Annotated in this window: 15 protein-coding genes and 1 pseudogene; 10 read left to right on the top strand and 6 right to left on the bottom strand. The window is 55.4% G+C overall.

Translation table 11 applies throughout. From position 1 onward, the window contains the following. Nucleotides 1-5: 5 nt before the first annotated feature. From K2184_RS16535 to K2184_RS16505, 7 genes are all read left to right on the top strand, one after another. The gene (locus tag K2184_RS16535; RefSeq protein WP_163525082.1) at nt 6-1,385 is read left to right on the top strand and encodes an MFS transporter; all 1,380 of its coding nucleotides are present in this window, start codon (nt 6-8) and stop codon (nt 1,383-1,385) included. Between the two features lie 17 nt (nt 1,386-1,402). After that, nucleotides 1,403-2,446 carry an NAD(P)-dependent alcohol dehydrogenase gene (locus K2184_RS16530; RefSeq protein WP_064370415.1) on the top strand — a complete coding sequence of 348 codons (1,044 nt, stop codon included), beginning with the start codon at nt 1,403-1,405 and terminating at the stop codon, nt 2,444-2,446. Nucleotides 2,447-2,470: 24 nt separating this feature from the next. Then, nucleotides 2,471-3,307 carry a ketose-bisphosphate aldolase gene (locus K2184_RS16525; RefSeq protein ID WP_016808483.1) on the top strand — a complete coding sequence of 279 codons (837 nt, stop codon included), beginning with the start codon at nt 2,471-2,473 and terminating at the stop codon, nt 3,305-3,307. Nucleotides 3,308-3,311: 4 nt separating this feature from the next. Then, complete coding sequence (locus K2184_RS16520; protein ID WP_004112280.1) at nt 3,312-4,259, top strand: carbohydrate kinase family protein; 948 nt, start codon at nt 3,312-3,314, stop codon at nt 4,257-4,259. Nucleotides 4,260-4,268: 9 nt separating this feature from the next. Further along, entirely contained in the window at nt 4,269-5,252 is a 984-nt protein-coding gene (ydjG, locus tag K2184_RS16515) for an NADH-dependent methylglyoxal reductase (RefSeq protein WP_196552848.1), read from the top strand. A 135-nt stretch (nt 5,253-5,387) separates the two neighbouring features. Beyond that, nucleotides 5,388-6,146: a DeoR/GlpR family DNA-binding transcription regulator gene (locus K2184_RS16510; protein WP_026055917.1), complete on the top strand. Its 759-nt coding sequence runs from the start codon at nt 5,388-5,390 to the stop codon at nt 6,144-6,146. A 141-nt stretch (nt 6,147-6,287) separates the two neighbouring features. Next, nucleotides 6,288-7,646, top strand: coding sequence for an MFS transporter (locus K2184_RS16505; protein WP_023320745.1), 1,359 nt, complete (start codon nt 6,288-6,290; stop codon nt 7,644-7,646). Between the two features lie 37 nt (nt 7,647-7,683). Here the strand turns inward: K2184_RS16505 and pncA are convergent, their stop codons facing one another. The 3 genes from pncA to sppA form a co-directional block, all read right to left on the bottom strand. Continuing rightward, nucleotides 7,684-8,325, bottom strand: a complete 642-nt coding sequence (pncA, locus tag K2184_RS16500; RefSeq protein WP_032728098.1) for a bifunctional nicotinamidase/pyrazinamidase — start codon at nt 8,323-8,325, stop codon at nt 7,684-7,686. Between the two features lie 10 nt (nt 8,326-8,335). Beyond that, nucleotides 8,336-9,352 carry an asparaginase gene (gene ansA / locus K2184_RS16495; RefSeq protein WP_004101295.1) on the bottom strand — a complete coding sequence of 339 codons (1,017 nt, stop codon included), beginning with the start codon at nt 9,350-9,352 and terminating at the stop codon, nt 8,336-8,338. A gap of 253 nt (nt 9,353-9,605) precedes the next feature. Beyond that, nucleotides 9,606-11,459, bottom strand: a complete 1,854-nt coding sequence (gene sppA / locus K2184_RS16490; RefSeq protein WP_004112300.1) for a signal peptide peptidase SppA — start codon at nt 11,457-11,459, stop codon at nt 9,606-9,608. A 166-nt stretch (nt 11,460-11,625) separates the two neighbouring features. On the opposite strand from sppA, the gene K2184_RS16485 reads away from it, so the two are divergent. Then, nucleotides 11,626-12,177 (top strand): NAD(P)H nitroreductase, encoded by a 552-nt coding sequence (locus K2184_RS16485; RefSeq protein ID WP_004101297.1) that lies wholly within the window; start codon nt 11,626-11,628, stop codon nt 12,175-12,177. 231 nt (nt 12,178-12,408) lie between these two features. Here the strand turns inward: K2184_RS16485 and phoC are convergent, their stop codons facing one another. Beyond that, nucleotides 12,409-13,155 (bottom strand): acid phosphatase PhoC, encoded by a 747-nt coding sequence (phoC, locus tag K2184_RS16480; protein WP_004101298.1) that lies wholly within the window; start codon nt 13,153-13,155, stop codon nt 12,409-12,411. Nucleotides 13,156-13,382: 227 nt separating this feature from the next. Between phoC and selD the strand changes: the two genes are divergently transcribed. Both selD and K2184_RS16470 read left to right on the top strand, forming a co-directional pair. Then, on the top strand, nt 13,383-14,426 hold the full coding sequence (gene selD, locus K2184_RS16475; RefSeq protein WP_004101299.1) for a selenide, water dikinase SelD: 1,044 nt from the start codon (nt 13,383-13,385) through the stop codon (nt 14,424-14,426). Between the two features lie 4 nt (nt 14,427-14,430). Continuing rightward, a pseudogene (locus tag K2184_RS16470) lies at nt 14,431-16,363 on the top strand (DNA topoisomerase III); the annotation flags it as partial. 95 nt (nt 16,364-16,458) lie between these two features. Here K2184_RS16470 and gdhA read toward each other — a convergent pair. Together gdhA and K2184_RS16460 are read right to left on the bottom strand one after the other, a co-directional pair. Then, nucleotides 16,459-17,802 (bottom strand): NADP-specific glutamate dehydrogenase, encoded by a 1,344-nt coding sequence (gdhA, locus tag K2184_RS16465; protein ID WP_004101304.1) that lies wholly within the window; start codon nt 17,800-17,802, stop codon nt 16,459-16,461. 182 nt (nt 17,803-17,984) lie between these two features. After that, nucleotides 17,985-18,395 carry a pyrimidine (deoxy)nucleoside triphosphate diphosphatase gene (locus K2184_RS16460; RefSeq protein ID WP_023320747.1) on the bottom strand — a complete coding sequence of 137 codons (411 nt, stop codon included), beginning with the start codon at nt 18,393-18,395 and terminating at the stop codon, nt 17,985-17,987. Nucleotides 18,396-18,479: the final 84 nt, after the last annotated feature.

Genomic DNA, 18,479 nt, shown 5'->3' with positions numbered 1-18,479 from the left:
CCCGGATGGAACAGATAGCAAAACCGCACTGCGGCGCCAGGCTCGATCGCCTGCCCGACTGCCGCTGGCACGCTTCAATGTTTGCCATGGTCGCTTTCGGATTACTTGTCTGCTGGAGTAATGCCGTAGGCGGGTTAATACTCGCGCAGCTAAAAGACCTGGGCTGGACCGATAATTCCACGACCGCTACGTTTTCTGCCATTACCACGGCGGGAATGTTTCTTGGCGCGCTCGGCGGCGGCATTATCGGCGATAAGATCGGGCGTAAAAATGCGTTCATCCTGTATGAAGCGATTCATATTATTGCCATGGTCATTGGGGCGTTTTCGCCGAATATGATCTTTCTGATTGCCTGTCGTTTTATCATGGGGGTAGGGTTAGGCGCGCTGCTGGTGACCTTATTTGCCGGATTCACCGAATATATGCCCGGCAGAAATCGCGGCACCTGGTCCAGTCGGGTCTCGTTTATCGGCAACTGGTCTTATCCGCTCTGTTCGCTGATTGCGATGGGATTAACGCCGTTAATCAGCGCGGAATGGAACTGGCGCGTACAGCTGCTGATCCCGGCGCTGCTGTCGCTAATTGCTACCGTTATTGCCTGGCGCAGTTTCCCTGAATCGCCCCGCTGGCTGGAGTCTCGCGGACGTTACGCGGAAGCGGAAAAGGTGATGCGGGCCATTGAAGAGAGGGTCGTGCAGCAAACCGGTAAGCCATTGCCGCCAGTGGTAACAGAAGATGATGGTAAAGCGCCGCGCGCGGTTCCTTATTCAGCCTTATTAACCGGCGTATTACTCAAGCGGGTTATTTTAGGCTCCTTCGTCCTGATTGCCATGAATGTCGTCCAGTATACCTTAATTAACTGGCTACCGACGATATTTATGACCCAGGGCATTAATCTGAAAGACTCCATTGTTTTAAACACCATGAGTATGTTCGGCGCGCCGTTTGGCATTTTCATCGCTATGCTGGTGATGGATAAAATACCGCGGAAAACTATGGGTGTGGGCTTATTGGTATTAATCGCCGTGCTGGGATATATCTATTCTCTGCAAACCAGTATGCTGTTCATCACGTTAATTGGCTTCTTCCTGATTACGTTTGTCTATATGTACGTTTGTTACGCCTCAGCGGTCTATGTGCCGGAAATATGGCCGACCGAAGCGAAGCTTCGTGGTTCAGGCCTGGCGAACGCGGTGGGGCGCATCAGCGGTATCGCCGCACCCTATGCGGTGGCGGTATTACTTAACGGCTATGGCGTAACCGGGGTATTTGTGCTGCTGGGGGCCGTCTCCATTATTGTTGCAGTCGCTATCGCCACAATCGGAATTGAAACTAAAGGCGTCTCTGTCGAAAGTCTCGGTATTGATGCCGTTACCAGCAAATAATATTGACGGAAAATAAAATGAATAATTCAAAAGCGATTTTAAAAACGCCGGGTATGATGAAAATCATCGCTGCCGATATTCCGGTACCCAAAGAACATGAAGTGCTGATCAAAATTGAATACGTTGGTATTTGCGGTTCAGATGTTCACGGTTTCGAATCAGGTCCCTTTATTCCGCCGAAAGATCCCAATCAGGAAATTGGTCTGGGGCACGAATGCGCCGGTACGGTGGTCGCGGTGGGAAACCGCGTGAGCAAATTTAAACCCGGCGACCGGGTGAATATTGAACCCGGGGTGCCGTGCGGCCACTGCCGCTACTGTCTGGAGGGGAAATACAATATCTGTCCTGACGTTGATTTCATGGCCACGCAGCCAAATTATCGCGGCGCGTTAACCCACTACCTGTGCCATCCGGAGAGCTTCACCTATAAGCTGCCCGACAATATGGACACGATGGAAGGCGCGCTGGTGGAGCCTGCGGCGGTCGGCATGCATGCCGCAATGCTGGCGGACGTCAAGCCTGGCAAGAAAATCGTCATTCTTGGCGCAGGCTGTATTGGTTTAATGACCCTGCAGGCATGCCTTTGCCTGGGGGCTACTGATATCACGGTGGTTGATGTGCTGGAAAAACGCCTGGCCATGGCCGAACAGCTCGGGGCCAAAGTCGTTATCAACGGCGCAAAAGAGGACACCGTCGCGCGCTGCCAGCAGTTATCCGGCGACATGGGGGCTGATATCGTATTCGAAACCGCCGGTTCGGCCATCACCGTTAAGCAGGCACCGTATCTGGTCATGCGTGGAGGGAAAATCATGATCGTCGGTACGGTCCCCGGGGATTCGGCAATTAACTTCCTGAAAATTAACCGCGAAGTATCGATTCAGACCGTTTTCCGCTATGCCAACCGCTACCCGGTGACTATTGAAGCTATCTCCTCCGGCCGTTTCGATGTGAAGTCGATGGTGACGCACATTTACGACTACGAGGATGTTCAGCGCGCGTTTGAGGAATCTGTTAATAACAAACGCGAGATGATTAAAGGCGTTATTAGAGTTAACCATTAATTTATTAAAAAGGGAGAAACAACTATGCTGGCTGATATTAAATATTGGGAAAATGATGCGCAAAATAAACATTATGCCATTGCCCACTTTAACGTGTGGAATGCCGAAATGCTGATGGGCGTTATCGATGCCGCGGAAGAGTCAACATCGCCGGTGATTATCTCTTTCGGCACTGGATTTGTGGGCAATACCTCGTTTGAAGATTTTTCGCATATGATGGTTTCAATGGCCAAAAAGGCCTCGGTACCGGTGATTGCGCACTGGGACCACGGACGCAGCATGGAAATTATCCACAATGCGTGGGCCCATGGCATGAACTCCCTGATGCGCGACGCTTCCGCCTTTGATTTCGAAGAGAATATTCGTCTGACCAAAGAAGCGGTGGACTTCTTCCATCCGCTGGGCATTCCGATCGAAGCGGAGCTGGGACACGTGGGCAATGAAACGGTCTACGAAGAAGCGCTGGCGGGCTATCACTATACCGATCCGGATCAAGCGGCGGAATTCGTCGAGCGCACCGGCTGCGATTCCCTGGCGGTAGCGATTGGTAACCAGCACGGGGTCTATACCTCAGAGCCGAAACTCAACTTTGAGGTGGTGAAACGCGTGCGCGAGGCGGTATCCGTTCCGCTGGTACTGCACGGCGCATCCGGCATTAGCGACGCGGATATTAAGCAGGCTATTTCGCTGGGTATTTCCAAAATTAACATTCATACCGAACTGTGCCAGGCGGCGATGGCGGCAGTGCAGGAGAACCAGAATCAACCGTTCTTGCACGTTGAGCGCGAAGTACGCAAAGCGGTCAAAACGCGCGCGCTGGAGAAAATCAAACTGTTTGGCTCTGACGGTAAAGCGGAATGACAACATGGATAATATCGAGGTTATTTGTATAGGCGCGGCCATTGTTGATATTCCCCTGCAGCCGGTGAGCAAAAATATCTTTGATGTTGACTCATATCCCTTAGAACGCATCGCCATGACCACCGGGGGGGACGCAATTAACGAGGCAACCATTATTTCCCGACTCGGTCATCGAACGGCATTAATGAGTCGGGTAGGGGACGACGCGGCGGGACATTTTATTCTTGCACACTGTCGCCGGGAGAATATTGATATCCACAGCCTGAAGCAGGATGGCGAAATCGATACCTCCATTAATGTGGGTCTGGTCACCGCCGATGGCGAGCGTACTTTTGTGACTAACCGCAATGGTAGTCTGTGGAAGCTGAATATTAACGATGTGGACTTTGGCCGCTTCTCTCAGGCAAAGCTGCTGTCGCTGGCGAGCATTTTTAATAGCCCGCTGCTCGATGGTAAAGCGTTAACGGAGATATTCACTCAGGCCAAAGCGCACGGATTAATTATTTGCGCCGATATGATTAAGCCGCGGCTTAACGAAACTCTGAACGATATTCGCCAGGCGCTGAGCTACGTCGATTATCTGTTTCCCAATTATGCCGAGGCAAAACTGCTCACCGGCAAAGAGACGCTGGATGAGATCGCCGATAGCTTCCTGAACTGCGGGGTGAAAACGGTGGTTATTAAGACCGGCAAGCGAGGCTGCTTTATTAAGCGTGCCGATATGAAGCTGGAAGTGCCGGCGGTTTCAGGCATTACCGCCATCGACACCATTGGCGCAGGGGATAATTTTGCCTCGGGATTTATCTCCGCGCTGCTTGAAGGCAAACCGCTGCGCGAGTGCGCGTTGTTTGCTAACGCCACGGCGGCGATCTCGGTGCTGAGCGTAGGCGCCACGACGGGCGTGAAGAACAGAACGCTGGTTGAACAACTTCTCGACGAATATGAAGGGTAATAGCAGCAGATGAAAATGATTTCTTTAGGCAGTACGGATATCACGCTTTCCCGAATGGGATTAGGCACATGGGCCATTGGCGGCGGCCCGGCGTGGAACGGCGATCTCGATCTGCACATATGTATCGACACCATTGTTGAGGCGCATCGCTGCGGGATCAATCTGATTGATACCGCGCCAGGCTACAACTTTGGCAACAGCGAAGTGATTGTTGGCCAGGCGCTTAAACAGCTGCCGCGCCGCGAAGTCGTTGTCGAAACCAAATGCGGTATCGTCTGGGAGCGCACGGGCAGCCTGTTTAATAAGGTGGGCGATCGCCAGCTGTATAAAAACCTGACGCCCGAGTCGATTCGCGAAGAGGTGGAGGCCAGCCTGCAAAGGCTGGGCATCGATACTATTGATATCTATATGACCCACTGGCAGTCGGTAGAGCCCTGCTTTACGCCAATTGCGGAGACAGTAGCCACGCTGAACGCGCTTAAGAAAGAGGGAAAAATTCGCTCTATCGGCGCGGCGAACGTAGATGCCGGGCATATCAGAGAGTACCTCAAGCACGGCGAGCTGGATATCGTGCAGGCCAAGTACAGCATTCTTGACCGGGCGCTGGAGGCCGAGCTACTGCCGCTCTGTCAACAGAACGGCATTGTAGTGCAGGTCTACTCGCCGCTTGAGCAGGGGCTACTGACCGGGACTATCGGCCGTGATTATGTTCCCGGCGGTGCGCGGGCCAATAAGGTCTGGTTCCAGCGGGAAAATATGCTGCGCGTGATTGATATGCTTGAGCAATGGCAGCCGCTATGCGAAAAATATCGCTGTACCATCCCCGCGCTGGCGCTGGCGTGGATATTAAAGCAAAGCGATCTCATTACCCTGCTGAGCGGCGCTACGGCGCCCGAGCAGGTGCGCGAGAATGTCGATGCGCTGAACATCGCTCTGACCGATGATGATTCATTATTGATGAGGCGAATGGCGGAAGCGCTGGATACTAAATAAGAGAGAAGACGCGGACCTCTGTTTCTGTGTAAAAGAGTATTAAATCTGTGATTCAGACAGGTTCTTTTGAAAATAAACATGGCCTGTGCGATACTAGAATCTTATTATGACTTTGCAGGAAACAGAGGTGTCATCGTGGCGGCAAAAGACAGGATTCAGGCCATAAAGCAAATGGTGGCTAATGATAAGAAAGTAGCGGTTTCTAATTTAAGCGCAATTTTTCAGGTCACTGAGGAAACCATCCGTCGCGATCTGGAAAAGCTCGAAGATGAAGGTTATTTGACCCGCACGTACGGCGGCGCTGTATTAAATTCCAATGCTTTAGCTGACAATATTCATTTTTATAAACGCGCTAAATCTTTTTTAGAAGAGAAGCAGATCATTGCCCGCAATGCATTACCGTTTATAAAGAATAAAACCACCATGGCTGCCGACTCCAGCAGTACCGCGATGGAATTATTAAAGCTGTTGAAAGAGAGAAACGATCTCACGCTGTTAACCAACTCGGCGGAAGCCTTTCATGAGCTGGCACAGTCTGAAATCAACGTGGTATCTACCGGCGGCGAGCTCAATAAGAATACGCTGTCGCTGCAGGGAAGGATCACTAAGGAAATTATTAGCCGCTATCATGTTGATATTATGGTGATGAGCTGCAAAGGGCTGGATATGCAGAGCGGGGCGCTGGACTCTAACGAAGCGGAAGCGGAAATTAAGAAAACCATGATCCGCCAGGCGACCGAAGTCGCTTTGCTGGTCGATCATTCAAAATTCGATCGCAAAGCATTCGTCCAGCTCGTGGATTTTAGCCATATTAATTACCTTATCACCAATAAGGCGCCGGGTGCACAGTGGATTGCATTTTGTAAAGAAAATAATATTCAACTTGTTTATTAACATTAAGATTGGCTGTATCGATATTATTTTAATTTGCACCTGGATAATGCCATAAAAATTTAATGATGATGGCTGGCGCGGCAAAAATGATTCTGCCGCGATGGCCATACTTTATATTTTAGCTGAATTTGAGGCATCCAGATGGAACAATGTGACCCTATCGGCGCAAGATTAGACCGCTTACCTTTATCACGATTTCATTTTCGTATTTTTGGCATTATTAGTTTTAGTTTATTAATCACCGGTTTTCTCAGCTATTCCGGCAACGTGGTGCTGGCAAAGTTAGTCAGCAATGGCTGGTCAAATAACTATCTCAACGCCGCATTTACCTCGGCGCTGATGTTTGGCTACTTTATTGGTTCGTTGACCGGAGGTTTTATAGGTGATTATCTCGGGCGACGTAAAGCATTTCGGCTGAATTTACTGATCGTCGGGGTCTCTGCCTGTGCGGCAACCTTTGTGCCCAACATGTACTGGCTTATCTTTTTTCGCTGTCTGATGGGCTGCGGAATGGGGGCGCTGATTATGGTGGGCTATGCCTCCTTTACCGAATTTATTCCGCCCGCGGTACGCGGAAAATGGTCCGCCCGGCTCTCCTTTGTCGGCAACTGGTCGCCTATGCTATCGGCGGCAATTGGCGTCGTGGTGATTGCTTTTTTAAGCTGGCGGATGATGTTTCTGTTCGGCGGAGGAGCCATGCTGCTGGCCTGGTATCTGTCGGGAAGATACTTTATTGAATCTCCCCGCTGGCTGGCCGGAAAAGGGCAGCGCAGCGCCGCTGAAAAGCATCTCCAGCAGGTAGAGTCGCAAATCGAGAGAGAGAAAAATATTACCTTACCGGCCTGGCAAAGCGCGGATCAAACGGCGGATGTGTGTGTGGAAAGCGGCTCTTTCTGGCTGCTGTTTAAAGGCCAGATGCTGCGGCGCACGCTGGTGGCAATCACGGTGCTAATCGCCATGAATATTTCGCTCTATACCATTACGGTGTGGATCCCGACAATTTTCGTCAATTCGGGCATCGACGTGACGAAGTCAATCTTGATGACCGCGATTATTATGATTGGCGCGCCGGTGGGAATATTTATCGCCGCGCTGATTATCGACCGTTTTCCGCGGCGGTTATTTGGCTCATTGCTGCTGATTATTATTGCGGTGCTCGGCTACTTCTATTCGATTCAAACCGCAGAGTGGGCCATCTTAAGCTATGGCCTGGTGATGATCTTTTTCCTGTATATGTACGTCTGCTTTGCCTCGGCGGTGTACGTGCCGGAGCTGTGGCCAACGCATCTCCGGCTGCGCGGTTCAGGCTTTGTCAACGCGGTAGGGCGAATTGTCGCCGTCTTTACTCCCTACGGCGTCGCTGTCCTGCTGACCCGCTACGGCGCGATTACGGTTTTTATGGTGCTCGGGGTGATGCTGGTACTCTGTGCGCTGATCCTGTTCTGCTTTGGCATCGAAACGCGCAAGATATCGCTGGAGGAGATTTCAACGCTGGCCTGAGAAATGCGCCGACAGGGAAAATGCCTGTCGGCACCGGTTATGCGTGGGTTTCCAGCCAGTCGTCCAGGGTATAGAGGGTGGCGCCCGCGGCGGCCATCTCCATAAATGCCTGATTGCTGTCGTGCGGCTGAATATTCACCCCGCGGCAGCCGTCGGTAATGACGTTGACGTTGTAGCCCAGATTGAGAGCGTCGAGCACGGTAAACTTGACGCAGTAGTCGGTGGCCAGACCCAGCACCGTGAGTTCGCGAATATCGCGTTCGCGCAGCCACGCATCAAGCTGCGTTTTCTGTCGGTGGCCGTTGTCGAAAAAGGCGCTGTAGCTATCTATGGCCGGATTTTCGCCTTTGTGGAAGACGGCGGCGATATGCTGCTGTTTGAGCAGCGGATGCAGAGCCGCGCCTTCGCTGTTTTGCACGCAGTGATCCGGCCAGAAAGTTTGCGCCAGGCCGTCGAGCTCGCCCTGGGTATAGGGTTCAACCTGATGCTGGCTGGCAAAGCTGCCGTGATTCGCCGGATGCCAGTCCTGGCTGGCTACCACCGTTTCGCCCCGCGTCAGGCTCCAGTCGATAAGCAGGTTGGCGACGTCAACCGTACTATCGCCCTGCGGGACCGCAAGTGCGCCACCGGCGCAGAAATCATTTTGTAAATCGACCAGAAGCAGCGCGCGCTGGGTCATGTGTTTCTCCTTACTCATCGGGGGTCAGTTCGCCGCGCAGGTTCTCCTGCATTGCGCGACGGATAGCCGCAACGTCCAGATCCTGACTCAATAAATAGTGTAGCTTGGTCAGCGTGGCTTCGACGGTCATATCAAAACCGCTAATCACCCCGGCCTGAGCCAGCGCGTTACCGGTGGCGTAACCGCCCATATTCACCTTGCCGGACATACACTGGGTCAGGTTAATCACCACGATACCGCGCTGGCTGGCTTCAGCCAGGACCTGAATAAATTCGCCGTTCTGCGGCGCGTTACCGACGCCATATGAGCGCAGGATCAGCGCTTTGACCGGCTGGCGCAGGAAATTGCGCACGACGTCGGCGGAAATGCCGGGATAAATGGTCACCACGCCAATCGGCTGCGGCGTGATAGGGTGAACCACCAGCTCACCGCTGCCGTGCGGTGCGGGAGGGGTGCCGAGACGGCGAATATGGATCCCGGCTTCCAGCAGCGGCGCCAGGTTTGGCGAAGCGAAGGCGTTAAATCCGTCGGCGTGGGCCTTTGTTGTACGGTTGCCGCGGTAGAGACGGTTGTTGAAGAACAACGACACTTCGTTAATCGGATAGTTGGCGGCGACGTACAGGGCGTTGAGGAGATTAATCTGCCCGTCGGAGCGTAGCTCAGCGAGCGGAATTTGTGACCCTGTCACAATGACCGGTTTCCCCAGATTCTCCAGCATGAAGGAGAGCGCCGAAGCGGTAAACGCCATGGTATCCGTACCGTGCAGGATCACGAAACCGTCGTACTGGTCATAACGATCGCGAATATCCTCGGCGATATGCTGCCAGTCTTCCGGCGTCATATCGGAGGAGTCCATCAGCGGAGCATATTCATGAATGGTGAAGTCCGGCATCTCCGGACGGTGAAACTCGGGCATCAAAGCCAGCTGGCGCTGGAGATGGCCGGAAACGGGAATGTAGCCGTGTTCAGAACGCTGCATACCAATGGTGCCGCCAGTATAGGCAACGTAGATAGATTTCTTCTGCATAGCATCGCTTAGGTTAAACGTAGACAGGCGCAGTATATACCCGTCACGCCGCAAGTTGCAGGGGCGTCGGCTGCTTTCGTGTATTGCATGGCTTGCCTGACACAAAAACATTTACGCTGCATCGAGGCGGCAAGCAATGAAATCTGTGGGAGCATAGTGACTATGGGGCCAGCGTTGCTGCGCGTAGCCAGGAAAGAGGCGGCGGGAAGGATGAAGTGAAAAATGCCGCCCCGTGGAATGGGGCGGCGTGGGATTAACGAATGTTGGCGCAGGTCAAGCAGAAGGCGTAGCGATTCTGCGGATCATTAAAGGCCGCCAGCTTGTCGCTTTCGTTTTTCACTGCATTAGCCGCAGCGGCCACCGGCGCAGGCAAATAAGCCTGAACCGCCGCCGGCAGCGCCGCGCGAACGGAACCGGTCAGGCTATCGACTACCATCGAGAAGAAAGTCGGCTCTTCCTGATAATAATTGATATGCCACTCTTTCAGCTTCGCCAGCTCGGCGGCTTTTGCCACCGCGTCGTCAAAGTCGCCGAGGCTGTCGACCAGACCGTTTGCTTTCGCATCTTCACCGGTCCAGACGTGGCCCTGGGCGATTTGGTCGATTTTTTCCGGCGTGCTCTTACGCGCGTTCGCCACCAGGGTGATAAAGCGCTTATAGCCGTTTTCGATGCTGAGCTGCATCAGCTGTTGTACTTCCGGCGGAAGCGCTTTAGTGGTGGAGACATCGGCCAGCGGAGAGGTGGCCACGCCATCGGTATGAACGCCAATCGAGCCGAGCGTATTTTCGACGGTGTTAATTACCCCAAAGATACCGATAGAGCCGGTCAGGGTGCTCGGGTTCGCGACGATATAATCCGCCGGGGTGGAGATCCAGTAGCCGCCGGAGGCCGCCATGCCGCCCATCGATACCACCACCGGTTTGCCGGCCGCTTTTGCCGCCGCCAGCTCTTCGCGAATCACCTCCGAGGCGCTGACGCTGCCGCCAGGGCTGTTTACCCGCAGTACGATAGCTTTCACTTTCGGATCGAGGCGGGCGTCGCGGATCTGCGCAGCGGTAGTGTCGCCGCCGACGTTACCCGGCGTTTCCTCGCCATCCATAATCGCGCCGTTAGCAAAGATAACCGCTATCGCGGAGCCTTTATCGGCAGGCGTTTTCACGGTGTAGTCGTAGTAGCTGATCGCGCTGTAGTTATTATCCGCTTTGCTCCAGCCAAACTGCTTAGTCAGCGCTTTCTCCACTTCGGTAGAGGTGCCAAGCTCGTCAACCAGCTTGTTATCCAGCGCGTACCTGGCGGTGTCGCCATCAACTTTACGCAGACCGTCGAGGACCCCCTGAGCGCCAGGGAACAGCTGCTGTGCGGAGATCTGGCGGTTGGCGGCGATGGTGTTGAGGTAGTTTTGCCACAGTTCGCCAATCCAACGGCTATCCGCCTCGCGCGCTGCCGGGGACATATCATCGCGGATAAACGGCTCTACCGCTGATTTATAAGTGCCGACGCGGAAAACGTGGGTCGATACTTTGAGTTTGTCGAGCAGCGATTTGTAGTACAGGCCGTTGGTCGCGAAACCATGCAGATCCACTTCGCCCTGCGGCGAAAGCCAGATTTTATTGGCGAAGCTGGCCAGATAATACTGCCCCTGGCTGTAGCTGCTGCCAATGGCGTAGACCGGTTTGCCGCTATCGCGGAATTCGCGCAGCGCTTTACCGATGTACTGCATCGATGGCTGATCGCCGCCGGCAAAGTTTTTCAGATCCAGCACGATGCCGGTGATATTGCGGTCGTCTTTCGCCTGGCGAATTGTCTGCACAATATCAAACAGCGAGTTTTCCTGTAGGCGATCCGAGCTGGCGCCAAACAGTTGACGGCCAATGACCCCAAGTTTGCTGCTGGCCGAAGGTTTATCGACCACCACGCCGGTGATATCCATCAGCAGCGCGCCGCGAGTGGTATGCTCTGTTGTGTTACTGCTGAACTGGGCCCAGATACCGACGCAGGCCAGCACCAGCACAAGGAAAACCACGTTCAGTGCGAGCTGGCGAATGAAGTTGAGCACTCGCCATGTCCATTTAAAGATTCCGGCGAGCAGTCGCCAAAGAGTTCGCATGTATTCTCCCTAACCATTATCAAAATAGGGCAAGCCGCAGGGGCTGCCGCGTCTGGCTATCCTAATGAGAGTGCCGACGGTTGTCAGCAGGAATCACCCGCTGGGCTGTAACAAAATCCTTGTGCATGTTAATTTTATGAAAAATGACATCACAGGAGTTACACAGATGGATGCTCTCGAACTACTGGTTAATCGCCGCAGCGCTTCACGTTTGACCGATCCGGCGCCGGCTGGCGAACAGCTGGAAAACATCCTTCGCGCGGGGCTGCGCGCGCCGGACCACGGAACGCTACAGCCGTGGCGCTTCTTCATTATTGCCGATGATGGGCGCGAGCGCTTCAGCCAGCTGCTGGAAAAAGGCGCCGTGGCGGCAGGCGGAGATGAAAAGGCGATTGAAAAAGCGCGCAGCGCGCCGTTCCGCGCGCCGCTGATTATTGCGGTGGTGGCGCGCTGTGAAGATCATCCGAAGGTCCCCAGGTGGGAACAAGAGATGTCGGCGGGCTGCGCGGTGATGGCCATGCAGATGGCGGCCGTGGCGCAGGGTTTTAACGGTATCTGGCGCAGCGGCGCATTAACCGAGAGCCCGGTCGTCCGTGAAGGGTTTGCCTGCCGCGAGCAGGATAAAATCGTGGGCTTTCTTTATCTGGGAACGCCGCAGCTCAAAGCTTCAACCACCATCACTTTGCCGGATACCGCGCCGTTCGTGACGCGCTTCTGAGTCCATTCTCGTTATGCCGGGCGGGCCCGGCTCACCGCCGCCTCCGGGATTGTAGCCCCGCTAAGCGCAGCGCGAGTCGGGTGGAAGCCGTACCAGTGTACCAGGCTCGACACCTTTCCCGGAGGCGGTGCTGGCGCATCTGCCCGGGCGACCAAACCGCGGACGGCTGGGAACCCGTAGCCCGGATAAGGCGCGTCAAGCGCCGCCTCCGGGAATTTAACAGCGATGAGGTTACTTCTGCCGTTTGGCGAATTCGTCTTTCGCTTTCTGAAGCTGCTGCTGGAAGGCCGGGTTGGTATGCAGCGTGGCAACCACCGCCGAACCGACAATCCGCGCCGCGTCGACGTCGCTCTGCCAGTGATAGCCGCAGATCACCCGGCTTTCGCCCAGCTCAAAGCCGCGCTTAAGAATTTCATTTTGCCGCTGCGGATTAATCTCAGCCAGCACCAGCGCGGTGGCCCAGCCGATAGAGGTGTGGCCGGAGGGGTAGGAGCCGTTTTTCGATAGCGTATCCTGTTCCTTGGTGTTACAGGTGGCGACTCCGTAAAACGCAAAGGGGCGAATGCGCATGTATTTCTCCTTCGCCCCTCGCGTGGCCAGGTCGCCGGCATCTTCAATCATATTGGTGAGCAGCTTGTGCAGCTCCGGCGCATCTTTGGCGGTAATGGGCGAGCCGAAGGCACCCGAGAAGGCGTTGGCGACGCCGCCGCCGCTCAGGTTTGCGTCTTCCGCCGCCAGTTTGCCGCGCTCGGTGCCGCGCAGCAGGCGTCCCTTCTCATACATGGCCTGATCGTTTAAAAACGCGATACTGCCCACCTCCGGCGGCGGCGGTAGCAGCGCGAGGCTGTCGATAGCCTGCGCATTGGTCAGGTAGTAGAGATCCGGTTTGGTGGTGACGTCGTTACCGGCGGGAACCAGGGCGAAAGCGTTGATGGAGAAGAAACTGGCCAGGCAAAGGGCGAGAACACGCTTTTTCATGAAAACTTCCTTACGTTGTTATATGTCCAGACAAAACAGAATTTTTTGTTGTTACATTTCTGTCATTTTTTAGTAAAGGGTAAAATGACGACGAAAAAGCGGGCCCGCATCGCAAAATCGGTTTTTTGTCTGCTTAATGAGCAACCATACGCGATTTCGGACTGTCGCACTTACCACTCCGCCATTTGGGCGCTACCATATCGGGATTGCAATGACAGGAGATGTCCATGAGCGAGCAAGCCATTCGTTTAACGCAATACAGCCACGGAGCCGGTTGCGGATGTAAAATTTCCCCTAAAGTGCTGGAAACCATCCTGCAGAGCGACCAGGCCAAATTTATTGACCCGAATCTGCTGGTGGGGAATGAAACCAGCGATGATGCCGCGGTCTACGATCTCGGCAACGGTACCTCGATTGTCAGTACTACCGACTTTTTTATGCCGATCGTCGATAATCCGTTCGACTTTGGGCGCATTGCCGCGACAAACGCCATCAGCGATATTTTCGCTATGGGCGGCAAGCCGATAATGGCCATCGCTATCCTCGGCTGGCCCATCAATACGCTGGCGCCGGAAATTGCCCGTCAGGTAGTTGATGGCGGGCGTTTTGCCTGCCAGCAGGCGGGGATCGCGCTGGCCGGGGGCCACTCGATTGATGCGCCTGAACCCATCTTCGGTCTTGCGGTGACCGGCGTGGTTCCGACCGAGCGGGTGAAGAAAAACAGTACCGCTCAGGCCGGATGCAAACTCTACCTCACGAAACCGCTGGGTATCGGCGTGCTGACCACTGCCGAGAAAAAGTCGCTGCTGAAGCCGGAACATCAGGGGCTGGCGACGGAAACCATGTGCCAGATGAACCTCGTCGGCTCGGCGTTCGCCAACATTGACGGCGTGAAGGCGATGACCGACGTCACCGGCTTCGGACTGCTGGGGCATCTGAGCGAAGTGTGCCGCGGCGCGGGCGTACAGGCGCAACTCACCTATGCCAGTATCCCGAAACTACCGGGCGTGGAAGAGTATATTGCGGCCGGTGCGGTGCCGGGCGGAACCGGGCGAAACTTTGCCAGCTACGGGCATCTGATGGGCGAAATGCCGCCTGAGTGGCGCGATCTGCTGTGCGATCCGCAAACCTCCGGCGGCCTGCTGCTGGCGGTAACGCCGGAAGCCGAGGACGAGGTGCTGGCAGCAGCCGCTGAATATGGCATCACGCTGACCGCTATCGGCGAGCTGGTGACCGCCCGCGGCGGACGCCCTATGATCGAGATTCGTTGATTTCATGCGGCTGTTTATTGCAGAAAAGCCGAGTCTCGGCCGCGCCATTGCCGATGTGCTGCCAAAACCGCATCGCAAAGGCGACGGCTATATTGAATGCGGCAACGGACAGGTGGTCACCTGGTGTATCGGCCACCTGCTGGAGCAGGCTCAGCCGGACGTCTATGATGAGCGCTATGCGCGCTGGAATCTGCTCGACCTGCCTATCGTTCCGGAAAAGTGGCAGCTCCAGCCCAAGCCCTCGGTGACCAAACAGCTTAACGTGATTAAGCGTTTGCTTGGCGATGCGCAGGAAGTGATCCACGCGGGTGACCCGGACAGAGAAGGTCAACTGCTGGTGGACGAGGTGCTCGACTACCTGCAGCTGGCGCCGGAAAAGCGCCAGCAGGTGCAGCGCTGCCTGATTAACGATCTCAACCCGCAGGCGGTGGAGCGGGCGATTAACCGCCTGCGCGCCAATAGCGAGTTCGTTCCGCTGTGCGTCTCGGCGCTGGCTCGCGCCCGCGCCGACTGGTTATATGGGATCAATATGACCCGCGCCTACACCATCCTTGGGCGTAACGCGGGTTATCAAGGGGTGCTATCGGTCGGACGCGTGCAAACGCCGGTGCTTGGCCTGGTTGTACGCCGCGATGAAGAGATTGAAAACTTCGTCGCCAAAGACTTCTTCGATGTGAAGGCGCATATCGTCACCCCGAAGGAGGAGCGTTTTGTCGCCACCTGGATCCCCAGCGAGGCCTGTGAACCCTACCAGGATGAAGAGGGACGGCTGCTGCATCGTTCGCTTGCCGAACATGTGGTCAAGCGCATTGAGGGCCAGCCGGCGACGGTGACCGCTTATAACGACAAGCGGGACTCCGAGCCAGCGCCGCTGCCGTTTTCCCTCTCGGCGCTGCAGATTGAAGCCGCGAAGCGCTTCGGATTTAGCGCGCAGAACGTGCTGGATATTTGCCAGAAGCTGTATGAAACCCATAAGCTGATTACCTATCCGCGTTCGGACAGCCGCTATCTGCCGGAAGAGCATTTTGCCGGAAGACATGCGGTGCTGAACGCCATCAGCGTACATGCGCCTGACCTGCTGCCGCAGCCGGTGGTGGACCCGGAGATCCGCAACCGCTGCTGGGACGATAAAAAGGTCGATGCCCACCACGCCATTATCCCCACCGCGCGCAGTTCGCAGGTGAAGCTCAGCGACAACGAAGAAAAGGTTTACTCCCTGATTGCCCGCCAGTATCTGATGCAGTTCTGCCCGGATGCGGTGTTCAGAAAGTGTCAGATCGATCTTGATATCGCCAACGGTAAGTTTGTGGCCAAGGCGCGTTTTCTGGCAGAAGCGGGCTGGCGAACCCTGTTAGGCAATAAAGAGCGCGATGAAGAAAACGACGGCATGCCGCTGCCGGTGGTCGCTAAAGATGATGAGCTCCTGTGCGAAAAAGGGGAAGTGGTGGAGCGCCAGACCCAGCCGCCGCGTCACTTTACCGACGCCACGCTGCTGTCGGCGATGACCGGTATTGCCCGCTTTGTGCAGGATAAAGACCTGAAGAAAATTTTGCGCGCCACGGACGGTCTCGGTACGGAGGCGACCCGCGCCGGAATTATCGAGCTATTGTTCAAACGCGGTTTTCTGACCAAGAAAGGGCGCTATATCCACTCTACCGATGCCGGCAAGGCGCTTTTCCATTCGTTGCCGGAGATGGCGACGCGTCCGGACATGACTGCCCACTGGGAGTCGATTCTGACGCAAATCAGCGAGAAACAGTGCCGTTATCAGGATTTCATGCAGCCGCTGGTCGGGACGCTGTTCCAGCTTATTGACCAGGCCCGTAGCACGCCGGTACGCCGCTTCCGCGGAATTGCGGCGCCGGGGGAGGGGAAGAAAAGCTTTAGCAAGGGGAAAGGCAGAGCCAAAGCGAAAGATAAAAAAAGCGCCGCCGGCCCTGCGGCGGAAAACCCGCAGTAAAAAACCCCGGGAAGCCGGGGTTTTTCAATTATGCACCGAATCCGCATGCAGGGGTTCATTCAGCGAGTGGGCTTAAATCACACCCTGAGCCAGCATAGCGTCAGCAACCTTCACGAAACCGGCGATATTGGCGCCGCGCACGTAGTTGGTCTGCTTCGCTTCGCCGCCGTACTGCACGCAGGCGTGGTGAATATCCAGCATGATGTGGTGCAGACGCGCATCCACTTTTTCCGCTTTCCAGCCCATGCGCGCGGCGTTCTGCGCCATTTCCAGGCCGGAGGTGGCGACGCCGCCGGCGTTCGCGGCTTTACCCGGCGCGAACAGTACGCCCGCTTCAAGGAACAGATCGGTGGCGGCGATGGTGGTTGGCATATTGGCGCCTTCCGCTACGGCCTTCACGCCGTTAGCGATCAACTGACGGGCGGCATCGACGTCCAGCTCGTTCTGCGTCGCGCACGGCAGCGCGATATCCACCGGTACGGACCACGGCTGTTTGCCTTCCAGATAGGTCAGGCCAAACTCGCGCGCGTAATCCGCTACGCGGCCATGGCAACGCTCTTTAATGTCGATCAGGCGCGCCAGTTTTTCTTTGGTGAAGCCTGCCTCGTCGACGACGGTGCCGTTAGAGTCGGACGCTGTAATCACCCGCGCGCCAAGCTCCATCGCTTTCTCGATGGCGTACTGCGCCACGTTGCCAGAGCCGGAAACCGCCACGCGAGCGCCTTCAAAGCCCAAACCGTGGCGCTTAAGCATCGCTTCGGTGAAGTAAATCAGGCCATAGCCGGTGGCTTCCGGACGAATCAGGCTGCCGCCGAAGGAGAGACCTTTGCCGGTAAATACGCAGGCGCTGTTGTTAGAGAGCTTACGCATCATCCCGGCCATAAAGCCGACTTCACGACCGCCTACGCCGATATCACCGGCAGGCACGTCGGTATCCGGCCCCAGATGACGATACAGTTCGGTCATCAGCGCCTGGCAGAAACGCATGACTTCGCCGTCGCTCTTGCCTTTAGGATCGAAATCGCTGCCGCCTTTACCGCCGCCCATAGGCAGGGTGGTCAGGGCGTTTTTGAAGGTTTGTTCAAAGCCAAGGAATTTCAGAATCGACAGGTTTACGGAGGGGTGAAAACGCATACCGCCCTTGTACGGGCCGATGGCGGAGTTGAACTGCACGCGCCATGCGCGGTTAACCTGAACCTGGTTACGGTCATCAACCCAAACGACGCGGAACTGGATAGCACGCTCCGGTTCAACCAGACGTTCCAGCAAATTCATCTGGCGATAGCGCGGATTTTCCTCAAGGAAGGGCCACAGGGTGGTCATCACCTCGCGGACGGCCTGAGCAAATTCAGTTTGATTTGGATCGCGCTGTTGAACGCGGGCGAGAAAACCTTCCAGAGTGCACGTCTGATCCATAGATATAATTTCCCCTTATGGTTGTGGTTGCGTCTATTTATTATGATTCGGCCCTTGAAAAAGCCGATTTTCCGACTATACCACCGGGAATCGTTAGGTAAGCAAGGAAAAATTGTTCGGAAAGCAAAATTTATAATCAGGCATGGGTCATAATCAAAAACGATGACCGCTGCCTGACAGAATTAGCGGGAGAGGAGATCGGCGCGCTGGGCGATAAAGGCTTCCAGCAGGGGGATGTCCGCTGGCGCAAGGTTGAAGCTAAAGGCCTCCTGCGGGGAACACCAGCGCAGCTGACTGTGATAGCGGGCGATGGGTTCGCCGCTAAAATGAGGGACCCACCAGGCGTGAAGATGAATCAGGCGAGCGGAAATTTCGCGCCGATGGCTGGCGATATAGCATCCCGGGCTGGCGTCGATCTCCAGCTCTTCCCGGAGCTCGCGGGCCAGCGCCTCGGCCTGGGTTTCGCCGGGTTCGACTTTACCGCCGGCAAATTCCCACATCCCCGGCTGATCCGCGTGGGGAGGGCGCTGCGCCAGCAAAATTTGCCCGTTGCGTTCGATAATGGCGGCAACAACATCAAAAGTTTTTAGCATGTGAATCATCGTTCTGTACGAAAGAAACGCCTATTATCACCGCCCTGGTACTCTGCAAACAACCCTGAATCCGCTGGAGAAACT

It is taken from the genome of Klebsiella sp. K5-306 (assembly GCF_051835185.1).
Classification (GTDB): Bacteria; Pseudomonadota; Gammaproteobacteria; order Enterobacterales; family Enterobacteriaceae; genus Klebsiella; species Klebsiella oxytoca.
The sequence above is the reverse complement of the archived record's forward strand: the minus strand, read 5'-3'. Positions and strand labels throughout refer to the sequence as shown.

Bases quoted from the DNA above. Each gene is read 5' to 3' on its own strand.
- sppA (WP_004112300.1), bottom strand. From the start codon at position 11,459: ATGCGAACTCTTTGGCGACTGCTCGCCGGAATCTTTAAATGGACATGG.
- ydjG (WP_196552848.1), top strand. From the start codon at position 4,269: ATGAAAATGATTTCTTTAGGCAGTACGGATATCACGCTTTCCCGAATG.
- pncA (WP_032728098.1), bottom strand. From the start codon at position 8,325: ATGACCCAGCGCGCGCTGCTTCTGGTCGATTTACAAAATGATTTCTGC.
- ansA (WP_004101295.1), bottom strand. From the start codon at position 9,352: ATGCAGAAGAAATCTATCTACGTTGCCTATACTGGCGGCACCATTGGT.
- K2184_RS16525 (WP_016808483.1), top strand. From the start codon at position 2,471: ATGCTGGCTGATATTAAATATTGGGAAAATGATGCGCAAAATAAACAT.
- K2184_RS16485 (WP_004101297.1), top strand. From the start codon at position 11,626: ATGGATGCTCTCGAACTACTGGTTAATCGCCGCAGCGCTTCACGTTTG.
- K2184_RS16535 (WP_163525082.1), top strand. From the start codon at position 6: ATGGAACAGATAGCAAAACCGCACTGCGGCGCCAGGCTCGATCGCCTG.
- K2184_RS16520 (WP_004112280.1), top strand. From the start codon at position 3,312: ATGGATAATATCGAGGTTATTTGTATAGGCGCGGCCATTGTTGATATT.
- K2184_RS16460 (WP_023320747.1), bottom strand. From the start codon at position 18,395: ATGCTAAAAACTTTTGATGTTGTTGCCGCCATTATCGAACGCAACGGG.
- phoC (WP_004101298.1), bottom strand. From the start codon at position 13,155: ATGAAAAAGCGTGTTCTCGCCCTTTGCCTGGCCAGTTTCTTCTCCATC.
- K2184_RS16505 (WP_023320745.1), top strand. From the start codon at position 6,288: ATGGAACAATGTGACCCTATCGGCGCAAGATTAGACCGCTTACCTTTA.
- gdhA (WP_004101304.1), bottom strand. From the start codon at position 17,802: ATGGATCAGACGTGCACTCTGGAAGGTTTTCTCGCCCGCGTTCAACAG.
- K2184_RS16530 (WP_064370415.1), top strand. From the start codon at position 1,403: ATGAATAATTCAAAAGCGATTTTAAAAACGCCGGGTATGATGAAAATC.
- selD (WP_004101299.1), top strand. From the start codon at position 13,383: ATGAGCGAGCAAGCCATTCGTTTAACGCAATACAGCCACGGAGCCGGT.